The following is an 18,441-nucleotide window of genomic DNA, read 5'->3' on the forward strand; positions in this document are numbered from 1 at the left end:
TTAATTACAGTTTGATATATCTCTCTGGCTTTTTCGCAACATCTTTTAATGCATTACGAGTATCGAATACAACACGGCTGCTGCTTGCAATCATGTCATAATCAAATGTTGTATGGTCTGTCGCAAGTAACACTAAGTCAGCTGAAGATAATAGTTCCTCAGTTAATTCTACTGTTTCAACCTGCTTATCAATTAATCGGAATGCCGGTACAAATGGATCAACCACTTGATAGTCCGCACCCTCTTTTTCTAATATCGTTAAAATATCTAAAACTGGTGATTCACGGACATCATCTATATCTTTCTTATAAGCAACACCAAGAACAGCAACCTTTGCTCCGCGAAGTGCTTTTCCATCATGGTTTAGAATGCGCATCATGCGATCAACAACTAGCTCAGGCATTGAGTTATTGATTTCACCAGCTAGCTCAATTAAACGAGTGTGATAGTTGTATTCACGAGCCTTCCACGTTAAGTAAAATGGATCGATTGGAATACAGTGACCGCCAAGACCAGGACCTGGGTAGAACGCCATAAAGCCATATGGTTTTGTTTTTGCTGCATCAATCATTTCCCATACATCAATCCCCATTTTTTCACATAGAATCGCCATTTCGTTTGCTAACGCGATATTAATGTGACGGAATGTGTTTTCAAAGATTTTTTCCATTTCCGCAACAGCCGGGCTTGATACTTCAAACACATCACCTTCAAGAACAGCGCGGTATAATGCAGACGCAACTTTTGTACAATTTTCTGTTACACCACCAACAACTTTTGGTGTGTTCTTTGTTTTGAATTGTTTGTTACCCGGATCAACACGCTCTGGAGAATACGCAACAAATACTGTTTCTCCACAAACTAAGCCTTTTTCCTCTAAGGCCGGTACAACGATTTCTTCAGTTGTACCAGGGTAAGTAGTTGATTCTAAAACAACTAACATACCTTCACGTGCATACTTTGCAATTTCTTTTGAAGAGCTTTCTACATAAGATGTATCAGGCTGTTGGTGATGATCAAGTGGTGTAGGTACACAAATTGCCACAGCATCTACTTCTGTAATACGGTTATAATCTGTTGTGGCTTCAAGCATACCAGACTTAATAATTTCTTCTAAATCTTCGTTTACAACGTCACCAATATAGTTTTGAGCATTGTTTACTTGATCAACACGGCTTTGTTGTACGTCAAAACCGATAACTTTAAAGCCAGCTTTTGCTTTTTCAACCGCTAATGGTAAACCTACATATCCTAAACCAACAACTCCAACAACTGCTTGTTTATTTTCAATTTTTGATAAAATCGAATCTAAATGAGACATTACGTTCACTCCTTTATTGTAAAAAGACTTTCTTTCCTGTTTCGGCTGATTCTAAAAACGCCTCAATAAGCTTGACAGGTGCCAGTCCATCTTTACCAGTTACAACTGGTTCTGTATTTGTTTTAACTGCTCGAACCATATCTTCAATAATCCACTGATGACCAGGTTTTCCAAATGGGTCTTCTTTGATTGTTTCGATTAGTTTGTTCTTTTCTTCTTCATTTATATCACTTACATTTAATGTTTCTAAATAAATTGCGTTCGGACCGCCTACTTTTACTGTTCCAGCTTCACCGAAAATCGATAGTGATTCTTCAAGGTTTTTAGGATAAATGGTTGTTGCCGCTTCAATGACACCTAAAGCGCCGCTTTCAAATTCAACAACACCAACTGCTACATCTTCTGTTTCAATGTTTCGAAGACGAGTCGCTGCCATCGCTTGAACTGATTTAACCGGTCCCATGAACCAAATTAAAAGATCTAAATTATGAATTGCCTGGTTCATTAGTACGCCGCCGTCAAATTCCTTTGTACCTCTCCAAGCAGCTTGATCATAATACTCTTGACCGCGATTCCAGCGCACAGTAGCATTTGCATGGCTAAGCTTGCCAAATAAGCCCTTTGATTTAATATCTTGAAGAGCTCGAATTGCCGGACGGAAGCGATTTGGGTGAACAACAGAAAGCTTAATATTAGCTTCTTCAGCAAGCTGAATGATTTTCTCGGAATCACTGCTCGTTAATGCCATTGGCTTTTCCATGACAATATGCTTGCCTTTAGCAGCAATGATCTCCGCAAGCTTGAAATGAAGACCAGATGGCACACAAATGTTGACAACATCAATATCTGCTTGCTGCTCCAGCATTTCATTTAAGTCTGTATAGACATTACATAGACCTTTATATTCCTCAAGACGCTGTTCGTTCGTGTCACAGACTGCAACAAGATTTGCCCCTTCAGCATTTTTAATGGCATCGATATGTTTTTGGGCAATAAACCCTGCCCCTACTATCGCAAAATTAATCATTTAAAGCCCTCCTAGCTTCACGAATGTATCTCCAAAGCATGATTCCGATAAGTGTTAAGAAGAAGCTTAGTGCAAAAGAGATGAACATGTTTTGAACGAGATAGTTATCTGATTCTGTGATTTCTTCACTGAGTAATTTAGGCTCTACGAAATCTTCTAAATCTACATTCTTTCGATAAGCTCCATTCTCATACTCTAAAACAATCTCTTCCATGGTTATAGATCTACTAAGCAGTTCTAAATAGTTTTCTGAAACTATTTGATCTTCCAGTTCTTCTGATGCTTCCTCGATTTCTTTATCGATTAAATCATCTTTTGCCTTAACATCTTCTTTATTTTGTTCATAGAATTTTAGTGAATTCTCTGTTTGTTCGTATCTGATTTTATAATTTTCTTGTAAGTCTTCAAAGTATTGTGCTCCGAGTAATGTTAACTCGTTTTGTACGTCTTCTTTATTCTCTCCAACTACTCTTATCTGAACGTTTCCTCTTGATACAACCGAAAAATTAGCTTTTAGATTTTCTTTTTCTGTTATGTATTTCTCTTTCAATAATAACGGATTTGTCAGATCATCCTTATCAAGAGTGGAAGTATAATAAACAGCCTTCCCCACATACTCACGACTACCAAAAAACGAAAACGCGGACACAATAAGAGCAATAATAATCGGAATAATTAAGAGAATCCATTTTTTACTCCATATAAATACTAGGTTTTTATAAAATAAATATTCTTTTTGATCAGTCATACAAATACCCTTTCTTCCGAGATTGGATAGAACTGAGTCTAATATTTTAAAAAAAAACGGAAATAACTCGCCTAGTGGCGAGCCTTATCCTTCTATCAAAACAAACACTCCATTATTGATAGAATTTTGTAATACATTCTACAACATAGTTCTGTTGTTCTTCGCTCAATTCAGGGAACATAGGCAATGAGATAGCTTCCTTCGTTGCCTTTTCCGTCACAGGGAAATCCCCTTCTTTGTAGTCTAATTCTTTAAACACAGGCTGTAAATGAAGTGGTTGTGGGTAGTAAATCATTGTTGAAACTCCCTGTTCTGCTAAGAACTTTTGCAGCTCGTCTCTTTTTTCTACACGAATCGTGTATTGGTGGAACACATGATAGTTTCCTTCAGCCTCTACAGGTGTCACAACTTGATCACCAAGAGCAGCAGTAAGCATTTCTGAATAACGATTTGCATGTGCACGGCGCTTTTTACTCCACTCATTTAAGTGAGGGAATTTCACATTTAAAATAGCAGCCTGCATTTCATCAAGACGGCTGTTATAGCCCAAAACATGATGATAATATTTCGGCTTGCTACCATGAACACGAATAACACGCATTTTTTCAGCAAGATCTTCATGTTTTGTTACGATCATACCAGCATCGCCGTATGCCCCTAGATTTTTCGTTGGGAAGAAGCTGTATGTGGCCGCATCAGCCAGCTCACCTACTGTTTTCCCTTTATATGTAGCACCGATTGCTTGGGCAGCATCTTCTAAAACGAATATATTATGTTTCTTAGCTACTTCCATAATTCCATCCATATCTGATACTTGTCCATAAAGATGTACGGGAATGATAGCCTTTGTTTTGTCTGTAATTTTTTCTTCAATCTTACTAGGGTCGATATTAAATGTAACAGGATCAATATCAACGAAAACCGGTGTTGCATTACATCTTGCAATTGCACCTGCAGTTGCAAAGAATGTAAATGGTGTTGTGATGACTTCGTCGCCTGCTGTTACACCATGTGCTTGAAGTGCAATATGAAGAGCATCACTTCCATTTGCTACTCCAATTCCATATGGTACATTACTATATGCAGCAACATCTTGCTCTAATTTTTTGACATTATCACCTAAAATAAAACGTGAGGATTTCATCACCTCATCTAATACTTGAAGCATATCATCTCTCAAAGATAAATATTGCTCTGACAAATCGAGCATAGGTACTTTCATAAAAGAATCGTCTCCTTTATTTCTGTGAAGATTAGTATAACCTATGATATTCTACCACAATTCACCATAACTTTGTCACTACCTGTCGTTTAATTTGTCAATGTAATAATTGTAATGTAATTATTTCGACATTTTTTACTATTCCCCAATAAAGCATATTTTACAAAAAATCCCCTTTATAATTAAGTTTTTTCTAAACCGATGTTGCTGATAAAGGATTATACATTACCCCTTCCTAGATTTATACAGTATATGGTAAAGAATACAAAAAAAATTTATGGTATAATTGTCCTTGAAAATCAGGCTGAAAATGGGGAATAAAAAATGTCGGTTATGCTCAATCAATATACAAAAATGAAATCTCGTAGTGAAATAACTAAACTACAAAAAATTGTCAAACAAATTAATGATCTTGAAACAACTCTTCTTTACTATACAGATGAAGAATTACGCAATAAAACAATTGAATTTAAAGAAGCAATAAAAAATGGTAAAACGTTAAATCAAATTCGGGTTGAGGCTTTTGCTGTCGTAAAGGAAGCTGCTTCACGTGTAATTAACCAACGTCATTATGATGTCCAGTTACTGGGAGGACTTGTCTTAACTGACGGAAACATCGGCCAAATGCAAACTGGTGAAGGGAAAACTTTGATGGCTTCTTTACCGAGTTATTTATATGCACTAGAAGGAAAGGGTGTCCATGTCATCACGTCTAATGAATATTTAGCACGTCGTGACTATGAACTAATTGGACAAATTCATCAATTTCTAGGACTTGAAGTAGGACTTAATGTGGCTGAAATTTCACCACAAGAAAAACAGCTGGCTTATTCAGCAGACATCACTTATGGAACAGGTACTGAATTTGGCTTTGACTACTTACGGGACCATATGGTGATGAGCGAAGCTGAAAAAGTGCAGCGCGGCCACCATTTTGCAATCATTGACGAAATTGATAATACATTAATCGATGAAGCGAGGACACCTTTAATCATCGCCAACAAGTCATCACTTTCTTCGGAACTATTTATGATCACATCGATGATTGTCAAATCATTTAAAAAAGATGAGGATTATGAATTAAACCTTTCTCATCGCCAGGTCCATTTAACAGAACAAGGTGCAAAAAAGATTGAGGCAGCCTTTGGAATCGATAATATCTATAACGCCGATGACCAGATTCTTCTTCATTTTATTACGCAATCTTTGCAGGCTCATTTTATATTCAAAAAAGATAAGGACTATATTATTCGTGATGGAAAAATTGAATTGGTCGATGCCTTTACAGGTCGTGTTATGGAAGGCAGAAGTCTCAGCCATGGACTTCACCAAGCAATAGAAGCGAAAGAAGGCTTGGAAATTAATGAAGAAAACATTACCCAAGCAGCTGTGACGATTCAAAACTATTTTAGAATGTATGCAGCATTATGCGGAATGACAGGAAGTGCATTACCTGCACAAAAGGAATTTCTTGAAACATACGGTATGGACGTAATCAGTGTACCGACAAATCGCCCGAATCAACGGGTTGACCAAGAAGATCTAATTTTTAAAGATCTTAAAAGTAAATACGTGAAGATGGTGCAGCTGGTAAAAGAGGTTCATTCAACAGGAAGACCTATCCTAATTGGGACAACTTCAATTGAACAGTCAGAGACTATTTCAAGCATTTTGAAAGAACAAACTATTAGCCATCAATTATTAAATGCAAAAAGTGCTGAAGAAGAAGCAAAAATGATCTCTATTGCCGGTCAAAAGGATATGGTTACAATTGCTACGAATATGGCAGGCCGCGGAACAGATATTTTACTTGGTGAAGGTGTAGCAGATTTAGGTGGGCTTTATATAATTGGCACAGAACGTCACGAAAGCCTTAGAATTGATATGCAAATGCGGGGCCGTGCCGGTAGACAAGGTGATCCTGGTACAACACAATTCATTGTGTCCTTAGAAGATAACCTTATGCATCAATTCGATGAAGAAGAGCTTGAAAAATACCAAAAGAAAATTAAATGCAATGAAGAGGGCTTAATCTTAAGTCCAAATCCAAATAAATTCTTCAAAATTGTGCAGGACGCGATTGAAAATAGTCATTATTCTTCAAGATTACATCTTTTAAAGCTTGATGATACACTGGATCAACAACGTAAAGTCATCTATAGCAAGCGCAACAATCTTCTAACTACAGATGACATCCTGGCAGAACTAGAAAAAGAGGTAAACGATTATATCGGCAAGCTTATCTCTCACTCTATTCATGGTACAGATAGACTTGAAGATGATCGTCAAGAATACTTTATTTATCAAATTCAAGAGCTGCTTGGATTATCACTTACAAAAAAACAATTAGAAGATCTTGAAGAGGACGAACTGTTAGCCTTAGTGACTCCTTCTATGAAAGAATATTTCTCTACACTAGCTGAGCTTATGAAAGATGATTCAATGATTATTCAAGTTCGTAGTATTTTGTTGAGAGCCCTTGATCAAGTGTGGCTGGAGCATATGGATAAAATGGAAACTCTAAAAGAAGGAATTCACTTAAGAGGATACGCACAGGAAGATCCTTATCGATTATATACATTGGAAGGCTTTGAATTATTTAACCAAAGCATGGAGACATATCAACATAGTGTTACATCAAAGGTATTTGCCTTTATGAAAAGTTTAAAAAAGGAGGATGAACAAAATGACAACTAATACGGTTGAAACAACATTGTCTATTCATCCCAGCTGGAATATCACTAAACAAGAACAATACATCTATCAATTTCATTTAAACCAGCTTGAATCTTTAAAAGAAAACCAAATCTCAATTGCCGGGATTAAATTAGAAGAATTTGATGAGCTAATCTATGTCACAGCACTCATACGCAATACACTGTCAAAAGCAATCAAATTTGAAATGCTCGATCTTCTCATTCTAGATGAAGAGAAAAAGGTTATTGCAAAGGAAACCTTTGATATGGACGAATTCGGGGAAATGCCTGCCCTCAGCTGCAGGCCTTGGTCCTTCGTCTTCCAAAAATCAGCTTGGCAAAACGATGAAATTCAAGAACCAACTTCATTAAAAAATTGGCAAATTGCTTTTGAGCTAAAGAAGAAACCTTCGGATACACATCAATTACAGCTTGAACCAAGCTGGGAGGAAAATCTTTCTCAAGAGCGAAAAGATCACTTAAAGCAGCTCGTTGAGAAAATGCCTCCTCTAACACAAAATGAAGTAAATATAATGGGGCTTGAAGCAAAAATGAATGAAGAAAACAACTTGGTTGTTACTCTCCTTATTCGAAATGGCAGTCTCAATAATATTAATATTGAACAGCTGCCGCTTCTTGTAGAGGATGCTTCAAAAGAAGTAGTGGCAAAAGGGGTATTTACCTTAAATAACTTAGAGATACTTGCAAATACAAGTAAACCATGGTCCTTTATTTTTCCAAGTCAGCTACTATCTACTCATAAGCCGGACCTCTCTACATGGAAAGTGTATCCTTTAACTAACCAAGCAGCTAATTCGGTTGGGGAATAGACTCGGAGTGCATCGCCATGGCACTCCTTGGAATATAAATAAGCCTTTGGCATAGGAATTTCACCAAAGGCTTCAATTACTCCTAAAAGAAAAGGGATGAAATCTTATTGAATTTCATCCCTTTTACTTATAGTGACGAATAGTTTACAACACCACTATTATCATAAAATACGTAGTATCCTCCACCTACATCTAAATGTCTACCATCTATTCCATAAACCCAAACACGTTGTCCTGCTTTAAGTGTCTTATGAACAGTACCGTTAGGCTTGTACATAGTGATATCCTTCTTAGGTGTAATAAAACCTTTTACTAGTTTTACAGCAGCATCTCTTTTCAAAACATGTTTTCCTGTTTTATCAGAACCAACATATAAATAACGATCATCATAATCATATACTCTTAAGTATTCACCAGTTTTGTACGTGATTTGACTTGGATGCTCAGAAAGCTTATTGTCACTAGTTAAGCGATATAGTTTAGTAGGCTTCTCGATATATGCACGTCCGATCATGATATTCATATCAGTCTCAGAGTTTTTAATATAGTATCCACCACCAACATGGAAGTAATCTCCCATCACACCGTAAAGACGGATCATTTCGCCACGATTAAAATTAGGGTTGCTGTTACTTCTTTTCAAAACTGTGAATGTCCCATCTTCATTGCTTTTCAAAAACGGAACATTGTTCGTTTTGATCACGACTCTTCCCACCGGTTGATTATGATTCGTTGGAAATTCCGTATGTGGAACTGTCACAGTAGGTATTGAGCTTTGTAGGTTTGAGGATTCAAGATATCCTTCTTTTCCATTTACACTAACTTTATAAAAAGAAAACAGATTTGCTTTTACTCCTGATTCGTATGGACCAGATATAATTTTCACTCGGCTGTATGGCAATACTGTTGAAATAACTTTAGATGGTGATAGTGTGTCTGGTATATCACGAAGGTTTGAAACTCCATTTACCAGGGTACTATAAGAAGTATAAACAATATCCCCACTTTTCAGGCTTTGCATAGAAGAAGTATCCCATTCTTTAATAGAATAGTGTTTTTTTGTGAAAATCAAAGTTCCATTACTAGTGGTTGAAGCTTCAATTTTTGGTGCTGGTGTGATTGGTATGTTTCCCCAGTTTCTAATATAATTAAACACCTTTTCCTGATAAGGAACAGGATTTGTTTCACTTGGCAGGTTGCGAATGGATAGACCATTATACGCCCAAACAGCAAAATACCAGTGTTCAATTTTACTTCTGTCACGGTCATTAATTGTTGGAATATCATAATTCCACTTACTGCTGAGAATCTTTGCACCTTGCTTGATATTATAGGCAGTATCGTACTTAAGTCTATTTTCATCAATACCTTGTGCTTCCATTTCTTCTTCAGACATGGTGACCTGCATCATTCCAATTCCACCATCATTGTTCTTATTCATTACTGGTTCACCATTTGCTTCGTACTGCATCATTCCTGTCTCTGCCATGGCAATTGCCTTTAATACTTCTGGTGGTATGTTTTCTTCCAGAGCTATTTTTGTGATGAGTTCTTTTTTCTCTTTAAAACTCAATTCTGTCTCTGCGGCATTAGCAGTTGATAGATTTGTAGAAAATATAAGTGTAACTATCAATAGAACGCTTAAACTTAAATTTCTCATGTCTCTCCTCCTTATCTGCCTGTTTGTAATTCTGCCTGCAATCTCCCTTTTTCTTCTTGTAACTGTCGATGAATTCTATCAAGATTTTGATAAGCATTTGCATGTAATGAATTACCCAGCACTTTTATTTCTATTGCACGTCTTTCAAGTCTATCATATTTTTCCAGTAGATTACGAGCTTCCTCAAGATTCCCTTGATTTTTTGTGTTGTTAATTGTGTCTAGTAATAGATACATAGAGACTTCATAAATAACTGTTTCTTTTGCTATTTTTGCTGGCGTAACCGATTCTTTATTAAACCGATTTCTCATATCAGGACCATACAAGCGGCTGTATACCCTTTCACTCTTTCTGATATCTGCTGATTGTTCCTGGTAAAGAGTGACTGTTTCATCTGTCAGTTCCTGGTTAGCAATCATCTTGTCTGCTAACTGATTTGTTGTGCCCGATAATGTATTTGCTAATTTAGTAGAATCGATTAGATTGGCTGTTCTCAATAAATGTTCTCCAGCAACAGTGTTACTATCTAACTTCACTTGGCCTCGTAATAGATTATATAAACCTACTAATTCCTGATTTTGATTCGTTACGGACGAATTCAAATAATAGTTTGAGGCTTTTTGCCATAGCTTCTTTGCTTCTGCATCTGTTGAAAAGCTTAAATCGCTTGAAAGTTCATTATGTCGTTTTGCCCCAAGGTATCTCTTATTCCAATAGGATTCTTCTAGTTTGCTAACGGTAACGCCTTTTGAAGAAGATGCGTGAATAAATTCATTGTTTCCAACATAAATTCCGGCATGTGAAGCTCCCGGCTTGTATGTAGAAAAAAACATAATGTCTCCAACTTTAAGATCTTTAACAGGTGAGAGGCTTTTTGAAGCATACATATCAGCACTTGTTCTAGGAAGTGTATAGCCATATTGATTGTAAACATAGTTAATATAACCAGAACAATCAAATCCAGATGGTGTAGATCCTCCGTAACGGTATGGTACACCGATGTATTGCTTGGAAAAGCTAATAAATTCACCTTCTTTTGACAACACTGAAGCATGACTTTTCACTTGAAGTGAAAGCAGAAAGATCGGTAGTAGAAGTAAAATTAGTGCACATTTTTTCATAGAATATCACCCCTTTAGTTTCACTCTTGTATTATAACAGCAATGTTACACACATTCTGTAACATTACCGTTAAATATGTCGGTTTATGTTACAAAAACATTACAAATTAGAATGATTTTCGACAACTGCTACTTAATAAAATGTAAAAAGGAGGCTATTTAGCCCCCCCCCTTACATATACTTTTCTACTAAAATTGTTTTCTGTGATTGTACAACAATCTCTGAAATAAGTGCTTCCAACTGTGCTTTTTTGCTATTGTATTGGAATGTTTGTTCTTCATGGGGTTGCCCTAGTTCCTCAAGCTTATCTATTTCAGAAGCAAGCTTTAGTAATTCTTCTCCCAACAACACGGATTCTTCAAACTTTCTTACTTCCTGAAGCTGAACAATAGCTGTGTTATACTTCGCCTTTGTAACTTCGTCAAGAAGATCTGGTTTAATCGCAGCTTCTTCAATGAATGCATCTATTTCATGCAATTCTTTAAAAAGAGGAAGATCCTCCGAAAGCTCTGCTATCAGCTGATAGTTTGTATAAAGCTGCTGAACTTTTGTTATCGTTTCGTTTACAGCTTTGAGATTTGTTATCCCTGCTGCTTCTTCGTACAATGCTACGAGTTTTCCCTTTAATGAAACAAGTTGTGCTTCTATACCTGGCAAATCAGGATATTTACCGGGATGCAGTTTATTACCATCTGCTTTAATTTGAATAGAACGCTTTTCAAGACGGCCTAACGTAGCAAGCTTATCTCCAGCTTGTTTATAGTCTTTGTTAGCAATATCTGTTTCTATTTCAGTAAGAAGCTTATAACGAGATATTTCATAGATGACTGCTTCTTTTGAAATTTTAGCCGGAACAATATATTTCTCTCCGAATAGATTACGATAGGTTCCCCCATATACTCGGCTAATAACCTGTTCTGATTTTTTTATTTGATAGGAAAGATCGTCATACTCTTTCACAACTGAAGCATTTAAAATACCCTTTTTCACAAGATGATCAAAGCCTTTTTTCTCAACAGAAAGCTTGTCCCCAACCTTAACAGCATCAATAAATCTTGCAGCCTCCAGCTTACGTTCTTTCGCTTCCTTTATATAAGTTGTTAAGAACGCTCGATCAGAGCTTGTTAATCCTGAAAGAGATCGTTCAGCAGTCGTAATTAAGCTGCCTGTTTTGTTATAAACATTCATAAAGCTTGTACTTACAGTAACATCACTCACACGTTTAATTTTATTCGTATGATATGAACGTAACGACTTGCTTGTTAAAAAAGCGTCATTCACTTTTTTAGTAGCTGCTGATTTCACAGGGCTATATTTTTTCATATATAGCTTATAACCTTCATTCGCTGTATAAAGCCCAATCACCTTGTTTTCATTCCATATACTAGGGAAGTAAGAGAGAGGAATACTCGTCTCACCGACATACGGGGCAATTTCAACTGTAAATGCCGGTCTCTTATAATGAGAAATAAACCAATCAGTTAATCCTCCACCCGATGGATTGGCCTTTGGATAAATGAGTGAATAACCTGTCATTTTTCCTATCTGTTTGGCCAATGAATGGTCACGATTATACCGCGATCCGGATTGGTGGAAGTTCCAATAAAGTATCTCCCCGCTACTATGATAACTTACAACGATTTCAGGTTTTGTTTTATTTATAAAATCCACCATGGCAATCGTTTCTTTTGCATAATTTTGCCTTGGCCCTTTGTAATTTTTAAAATAAGGTCTTCCAGGGTTACAACAAATGTTCTCCCAATCTGCGTCATACTGTCTATTTAGATCAATTCCTTTTCCATTGGCTTTCCATCTTCGAAAATCCATACTTCCATCATTTGCTTTGATCAATGCTTTGTGATCAGAGCTGGGAAACTTCTTTAACCCAAATTGCTGCAATGTGACACCATCGGGGTTGACCATTGGTATAAACCAAATGGTGGATTGATTAATGATTGATTTCACATTAAACCCATCGATAGATTTACCATTTTTGTAAGCTTGTGCATACTGTTCGAGCATATTCATGTTCACCATCGTGGTCATCCATTCGCGTGCATGATGGGAACCATTAATCTGAACAACAGATGGTCCATTTCCTAATGAAACAGCATAGATATTTCGACCGTATTCACTTTTACCAATTACTTGGTACTTAATAAGATCCGGATAAGCTTTAGCTAATTCTTTAATATCCTGTTCCATTATTTCATACGTGTAAACCTTGTTGTTGCTAACATATGCTGCCGAAGCATCTGAAGGAATTAGGGCTAAACTCCCCAATCCTACTAAAAAAAATAAAATAAATAATAGCTTTTTCGACAAATACATATCCTCCATTTCACTTGTTTTCTACGAACCTCTTAATCATATCAAAAAACAGAAAAAAATATGTCGTTTTTTAGGAAATTGTAACTATTTCCTAAAAAAATAAAAAAACCTCTCCAGATAATCTAGAAAGGTTTATACACTTCAACTATTGTGAAAGCTAGTTTTTAACAAACTCAAGATCATTTTTATTATCTTTTACATAATACCCATTACCTAAGTCAATTTTACCATCACTTATTTTCGATACATAATATAAATTTCCAGCTTTTAAAGTCGAATGTTTAGTTCCTTCAGGTTTGTATAAGGTAATATTACGCTTCGGCTTCACATAGCCTATTAAATATTTTGTATTATTATCTACTTTAATCGTGTAGCCGCCACCAACTTGGAAGGACTGCTTGTCATAAGAATATACCCTTATTGCCTCACCAACCTGAAGGATACGCGATATTTTTCCATTCGAATCAAGTAATGCTGTCTGTTTTTTGATAAGAGCTCTACCTATAAAGGGAGTTGTTTGGTCGTCTTGATGTCTTATATAATAAGCTCCCCCTACATGGTACTGGTGACCTAAAACACCATATACTCTGATCTGCTCACCTTTAGTTAGATAGCGGTTCAATGTATATGTGTTGTTTGCATTCTTTTTGTATAACCCTATTTTATCGCCACGGATGATAACACGAGCAATTGGATGGCTATGCCCCGTCGGTAAGGATATAGTTGGAATCTGTATACTATTAAGTTCATAGTTAAAAGTAGAGATCTCACTAACCTTTGAACCATATATAGTCGCTGCCTTTATTTTAGTTGTTTCATAGATAGGAAGCGGGCTTTTATATACAACTCCGTTGGTTGCAGATGGTGTTGTGCCGTCTAAAGTATAGACAATATTCCCTATCGAATTTGTTTTTAAATGAACGTCAAATGCTTTAGTATATGTGCCAGACAACATATTGGATGAAGGGCTGCTTAAAGTAACTTTCTGCTGATCCACACTAATATTATAAGGGGTTGCTGACCAATGGCTATAAAAATCAGACACTACTAGATAGTATTCTCCTGCAGATGCAGTAATCGAGTCATTCTCTGCTTCGCCAAACCCATTATTGTCAATATACTTAACATTTTTATAGCTTGTTCCCTCTTTTTTATATAGATCTGCATACATATCTATATCCGTAGAAAACCCATTCATCCTTATGTTAACAGTAGTAAGATCTGAAACCTTAAAATAGTAAACATCAACATCATATGGATGATCCAGTTTTTCAGAAAGAGATTTATTACTCCCAATATCAAACGCTCCTTCTGGTTCGGGGGAAATATCCTTTTCAAGAGATGGATATGAAGTTTGTAAGCTGCGATAAGCATCCACAATACCGTATCCAGTATCAGGCTTCCATTTTCCATTACTGGCTCCAAGACCTAATGCCCATTCCACTTTCATCGGAGAGAGTGTTGGATCTTTACTCTTTAATAAGGACGCAATTCCAGAAACGACAGGTGCTGAAAATGAAGTCCCGTCCTTAACTGAATATCCTTTATTTAAGTGAAGTGTATACATTTCTTCCCCTGGTGCAGCAACATCAATACCATCTCCCCGATTAGAGAAAGATGATAGATTCTTTGCTTTGTTTGTTGATGATACACTAATTACTGGTGTATAGGATGCAGGATAAAATGACTCACTACTTTTATCATTTCCGGCTGCTGCAATTAATGTAATACCTTGGTCAAACGCATTCCATAATGCTTCATTTTCAATTTCGGAAAAATATAAGCTGCCATAACTCATATTAATAATATCGGCGTCCTGTTGAATGGCGTAATGTATTCCTTTGACAGCATTTTCTACTGTTGCTTCCCCTTTGCTATCACTTATTTTGATCGGAATAATTTTAACATTTTGGTTTACTCCAGCTACTCCTGTTGAGTTATTGGAGATTGCGGCAATGATTCCTGCTACACTTGTTCCATGCCCGTTATCGTCCGTCGGATTCGTATCATTGTTAACAAAATCATATCCCTTTAGTACTTTGCCTGCCAGATCAGGATGGGAGGCATCCACACCAGAATCAATAACAGCCACTTTAATTTCATTCTTAAATGAAAATGAATTCCATGCGTTTGGCACATTTACTTCCGGGAGGTACCACTGATTTGCATAATAATAATCGTTAGGGGTCGCAGTTGGTTCAATTCTATAGTTTGGTTCAGCAAACTCTACACCTAATAGTTCTTTCACATTTCCTAATGTAGCTTCATAGTTTAATTGATTAGGAATTTTCACTTTATATAACAAGGAATCAGAATCTGCAAGATTCGTAGTTTCTATTTGTTCCAGGCCTATAGATTCTAAATCTTGAACAGATACCTTTCCCTTAATAATTATCTCCCTGTTTTCAATCTTATTTAATTGTACATCAGGATTAGACTCGTTAGCTGCTTTTGAATTTTGTGATTTTGTCAATAAGCCACTATCAATTTCTTCACTTGTAACAACCTTTAGGTCCTCAGCTGCATAGGCAGACTGTGTAGTGTTACATAATAAGTACATAATTGTGAACCCAAGACCAAGAATTTTCTTCAATTTCGTCCACCCGTCCTTAAATCGATACTACAAAGGACTAATCCAATAAATGAACCAGTCCCTTGAGTTATGTTAGCTTTTATTATATTTCATTATGTTCTTATCATATTCGATATAATAACCATTTCCAATATCCATCTTATTTCCATCTGTTCCTGAAATAAAGTATTCTTCCCCGGCAGATAGAGTAAGTACAGGTTCTTCTTCACCATATTTATAAAGTGGTGTTTCCTCTAATAAAGTGAGAGATCCAGTATAATAAGTTACTTCTGTTGATTTCTGAACCGTATACATTGAGCCTACATCGTATTTTTCTTCATCATAATTATACACTCTTATTTCTTCACCAGGCATCATTAATCTAAACAGTTCACCGTCTGGTTTATAAATTGGTGTTGGGATACTAGTAGCTACTCTCCCTATATATGGAGTAGTTTTTGAATTTTCATGGAATACATAGTATCCACCACCTGTGTGATAATAGGAGCCTTCAACTCCATACACTCTAAATGCTTGTTTTGCTCCTAGCGTTTTGACAGGTACCATCCTATTTCCTTGTTTCTGATAGAGCAAAACAGGTCTTTTTGTATAAACACGTGCGATCGGAAATGGTGATTCCGTGACTGTTACATGTGGTAAATAAAGCTGCGTTGGTGTAATAGCCTTATCACTCGTTAATGAAGATTGTTTTACTCTCCAAAGGTTTGCTCCACTATTAAAATAGAAATACCCTTTGTTGTCTTTCACAAGTGTATTTACATCACCTTGTCTAAAGATGTTTATTCGATAGTTTTCAAGATTTACTTTAAATAAAGTGTTTTGAACAGTTCCATATAGGTAGCCGTCCTCACCCTCTAGCAGGGATTCATTTCTCCCCATTCCTAACACATTCTCCGGAATAATTGGATAGATCTCAACAGTTTCTGATGCTTTCTCATCTGATGGATTATAGACAATAAACTTGTTGTCAAGAATTCCATATATTTTTCCATTTGGAGTCCATCTCAGAGCTGATACCATATTGTGATAGCCACTTAGCACCGTTACTTCTTCCGGCTCCAACGTTTCCTTATTTAAATCAATCTTAAAGATATTTGCACCATCTTCTGTTTTTACACCTGAGCCGTCATAAACAGATGTCCCTGCATATAAAATATTATTTTGCTCATCATATGTAGCAGATACAACTCGTTGACCCTCTTTTAATGTAAATTGTGCGACCTTTTCTTTTTTCTTTACATCGTAAATGACTAATAGTCCTGATTTTTCTCCACGTTTCGGAACAGTACCTATGAAAAGTCGGTTATTTTTTTTATCTGAAACGATTACTGAAGGTCTTGTTTGTCCATCTTCAGATAACGATAATAACTTTACAGGGTTAGAATTTTTACTCCATCCCGCATTTGGATTGTATTCAAATACATTCGCGTCAGGATATGTCCCAAAATAGAGTCTCTCATTTTGCTCAGCAACACTTTCAACTTGCCCTAATCCACTGAATATTTCATTTGTTGCAGTGATTGGATTGTACCGTGACAGATGTCCTGAAATAAATCCCGAGCTGTATATATCTCCAGATGAACTGCTTCCTATTTTAAACAATTCAACAAACTGTGGAGGCAGATCTAACAACTTAATAGAAAAGCGATTTTGACTGTAATTATACTCATAAAACCTTCCTAAATTCCCTGCCAAACCAACTATCTTCTGTTCCCCGGGAAGAATATCCAGTGAAACTGCACTTGAACCATATAAATCTGATTGGATCTTTTTACTGATTTTATCTTCATAATTGTACTCATAAAGAGAGCCATTATGGCTGTAAAACACAACTGGTTCATTTGGTTTTTTTTCTGATACTCCTCTGGAATTAGCATCAAAGCGATGAACTGGTCTATCCGATTCTAAATCGTAATGGAGTATTTCATTTGTGCCTTCCATTTTAGCGAAAAGCTGATCATCAACTAAATTTAAATCATAAACCGATGAGCTTGAGCGGTCGTATTCTAAAATATTTTCTTTTTCATTCGTCGTTAGATTCCATTTAACTAATGCAGCCGGTGAACCCACACCAATATACAATGTATTTTCATTAGAATCATACACAACACTTCTAGCATATTGCCTCCCGCTCATAACCGGGCCTAGATCCGTAAATCCTTGATTTTGATTGTAATAGAAAACCCGGCCTCCGTATGAGGTAACACCAAATAATCGGTCATCCTTCTCATCATATGCCATGTCCCAAATAACCGTATCCGAATTTGTTGTTGCTTTTCCAAGATCGACTAATTCTTTTGTGTTGATATCGTACTTATACACATGTTCATTTGGAGTTGTACCTATATAAACGATTCCATTTGGAGTGGATTCAATCGACCAAGCAGCCTTTGCGCCTTCCAATTCGCGCAAATCAATTACTTTTTTAGTATTGTAATCAATGACAGCTAACTTCGCAGGTTCACCTTGGAGCAAACTTACATAATAGTTTGTTCCCTGTGAAGATACCATCTTACCTTTAATGACATTTACATACTCAACTTTTGGCCCTAAATTTTCAAAGATAGAGTCTCCCTCCGATACAGCCTTACCTTCCAATGGGGCTAGAAATGAAAGACAAAGCAACATAAATATACTTATACTAATAACTTTTGTTATATTAGACACCATATTTTACTCCTCGACTTTTTTATACATCTATATCCTATCATTTATAACTGGTTTAGTCATTATGGACTGAAAAAAATTCCAGTTTTTAGATATTTCCAAATATATTTTTACAAAAAAAACACAACAAGGACTTTAATCCCATTGATAAGGTGAAACTTTATTCATAAAAAAATGAAAAAATAAATCCATTCCAGTGAAAATGTGGTAAAATAATGTGTGTT

General features: G+C 36.2%; 11 protein-coding genes. 2 read left to right on the plus strand and 9 right to left on the minus strand.

Features of this window, described 5'->3' with window-relative positions:
• Positions 1-4: 4 nt before the first annotated feature.
• The 4 genes from BK577_RS04290 to BK577_RS04305 all read right to left on the minus strand — a co-directional run bounded on the left by BK577_RS04290 (position 5) and on the right by BK577_RS04305 (position 4,318).
• Positions 5-1,321: a nucleotide sugar dehydrogenase gene (locus BK577_RS04290; RefSeq protein WP_078431792.1), complete on the minus strand. Its 1,317-nt coding sequence runs from the start codon at positions 1,319-1,321 to the stop codon at positions 5-7.
• 13 nt (positions 1,322-1,334) lie between these two features.
• The gene (locus BK577_RS04295) at positions 1,335-2,348 is read right to left on the minus strand and encodes a Gfo/Idh/MocA family protein (RefSeq protein ID WP_078431793.1); all 1,014 of its coding nucleotides are present in this window, start codon (positions 2,346-2,348) and stop codon (positions 1,335-1,337) included.
• The gene (locus tag BK577_RS04300) at positions 2,341-3,096 is read right to left on the minus strand and encodes a hypothetical protein (RefSeq protein WP_078431794.1); all 756 of its coding nucleotides are present in this window, start codon (positions 3,094-3,096) and stop codon (positions 2,341-2,343) included. The genes BK577_RS04295 and BK577_RS04300 overlap by 8 nt, the downstream gene beginning before the upstream one ends.
• 112 nt (positions 3,097-3,208) lie before the next feature.
• Positions 3,209-4,318, minus strand: a complete 1,110-nt coding sequence (locus BK577_RS04305; RefSeq protein WP_078431796.1) for a DegT/DnrJ/EryC1/StrS family aminotransferase — start codon at positions 4,316-4,318, stop codon at positions 3,209-3,211.
• Between the two features lie 324 nt (positions 4,319-4,642).
• Here BK577_RS04305 and secA2 point away from each other — a divergent pair, with 324 nt between their 5' ends.
• Complete coding sequence (secA2, locus tag BK577_RS04310; protein WP_245823427.1) at positions 4,643-7,015, plus strand: accessory Sec system translocase SecA2; 2,373 nt, start codon at positions 4,643-4,645, stop codon at positions 7,013-7,015.
• The gene (locus BK577_RS04315; RefSeq protein WP_245823428.1) at positions 7,005-7,844 is read left to right on the plus strand and encodes an accessory Sec system S-layer assembly protein; all 840 of its coding nucleotides are present in this window, start codon (positions 7,005-7,007) and stop codon (positions 7,842-7,844) included. Before secA2 ends, BK577_RS04315 begins: the two co-directional genes overlap by 11 nt.
• 127 nt (positions 7,845-7,971) lie before the next feature.
• Here the strand turns inward: BK577_RS04315 and BK577_RS04320 are convergent, their stop codons facing one another.
• From BK577_RS04320 to BK577_RS04340, 5 genes are all read right to left on the minus strand, one after another.
• The gene (locus BK577_RS04320) at positions 7,972-9,504 is read right to left on the minus strand and encodes a transglycosylase SLT domain-containing protein (RefSeq protein ID WP_078431798.1); all 1,533 of its coding nucleotides are present in this window, start codon (positions 9,502-9,504) and stop codon (positions 7,972-7,974) included.
• 11 nt (positions 9,505-9,515) lie between these two features.
• A complete protein-coding gene (locus tag BK577_RS04325) occupies positions 9,516-10,625 on the minus strand; it encodes an NlpC/P60 family protein (protein ID WP_078431800.1) in 1,110 nt (369 codons plus the stop codon).
• Positions 10,626-10,797: 172 nt separating this feature from the next.
• Positions 10,798-12,951: a M14 family zinc carboxypeptidase gene (locus BK577_RS04330; RefSeq protein ID WP_245823429.1), complete on the minus strand. Its 2,154-nt coding sequence runs from the start codon at positions 12,949-12,951 to the stop codon at positions 10,798-10,800.
• A gap of 163 nt (positions 12,952-13,114) precedes the next feature.
• Positions 13,115-15,550: a S8 family serine peptidase gene (locus tag BK577_RS04335; protein ID WP_078431803.1), complete on the minus strand. Its 2,436-nt coding sequence runs from the start codon at positions 15,548-15,550 to the stop codon at positions 13,115-13,117.
• A 72-nt stretch (positions 15,551-15,622) separates the two neighbouring features.
• Positions 15,623-18,217, minus strand: a complete 2,595-nt coding sequence (locus tag BK577_RS04340; RefSeq protein ID WP_139367261.1) for a ligand-binding sensor domain-containing protein — start codon at positions 18,215-18,217, stop codon at positions 15,623-15,625.
• Between the last annotated feature and the right edge of the window lie 224 nt (positions 18,218-18,441).

It is taken from the genome of Metabacillus halosaccharovorans, from assembly GCF_002019635.1.
GTDB classification, from domain to species: Bacteria; Bacillota; Bacilli; order Bacillales; family Bacillaceae; genus Metabacillus; species Metabacillus halosaccharovorans.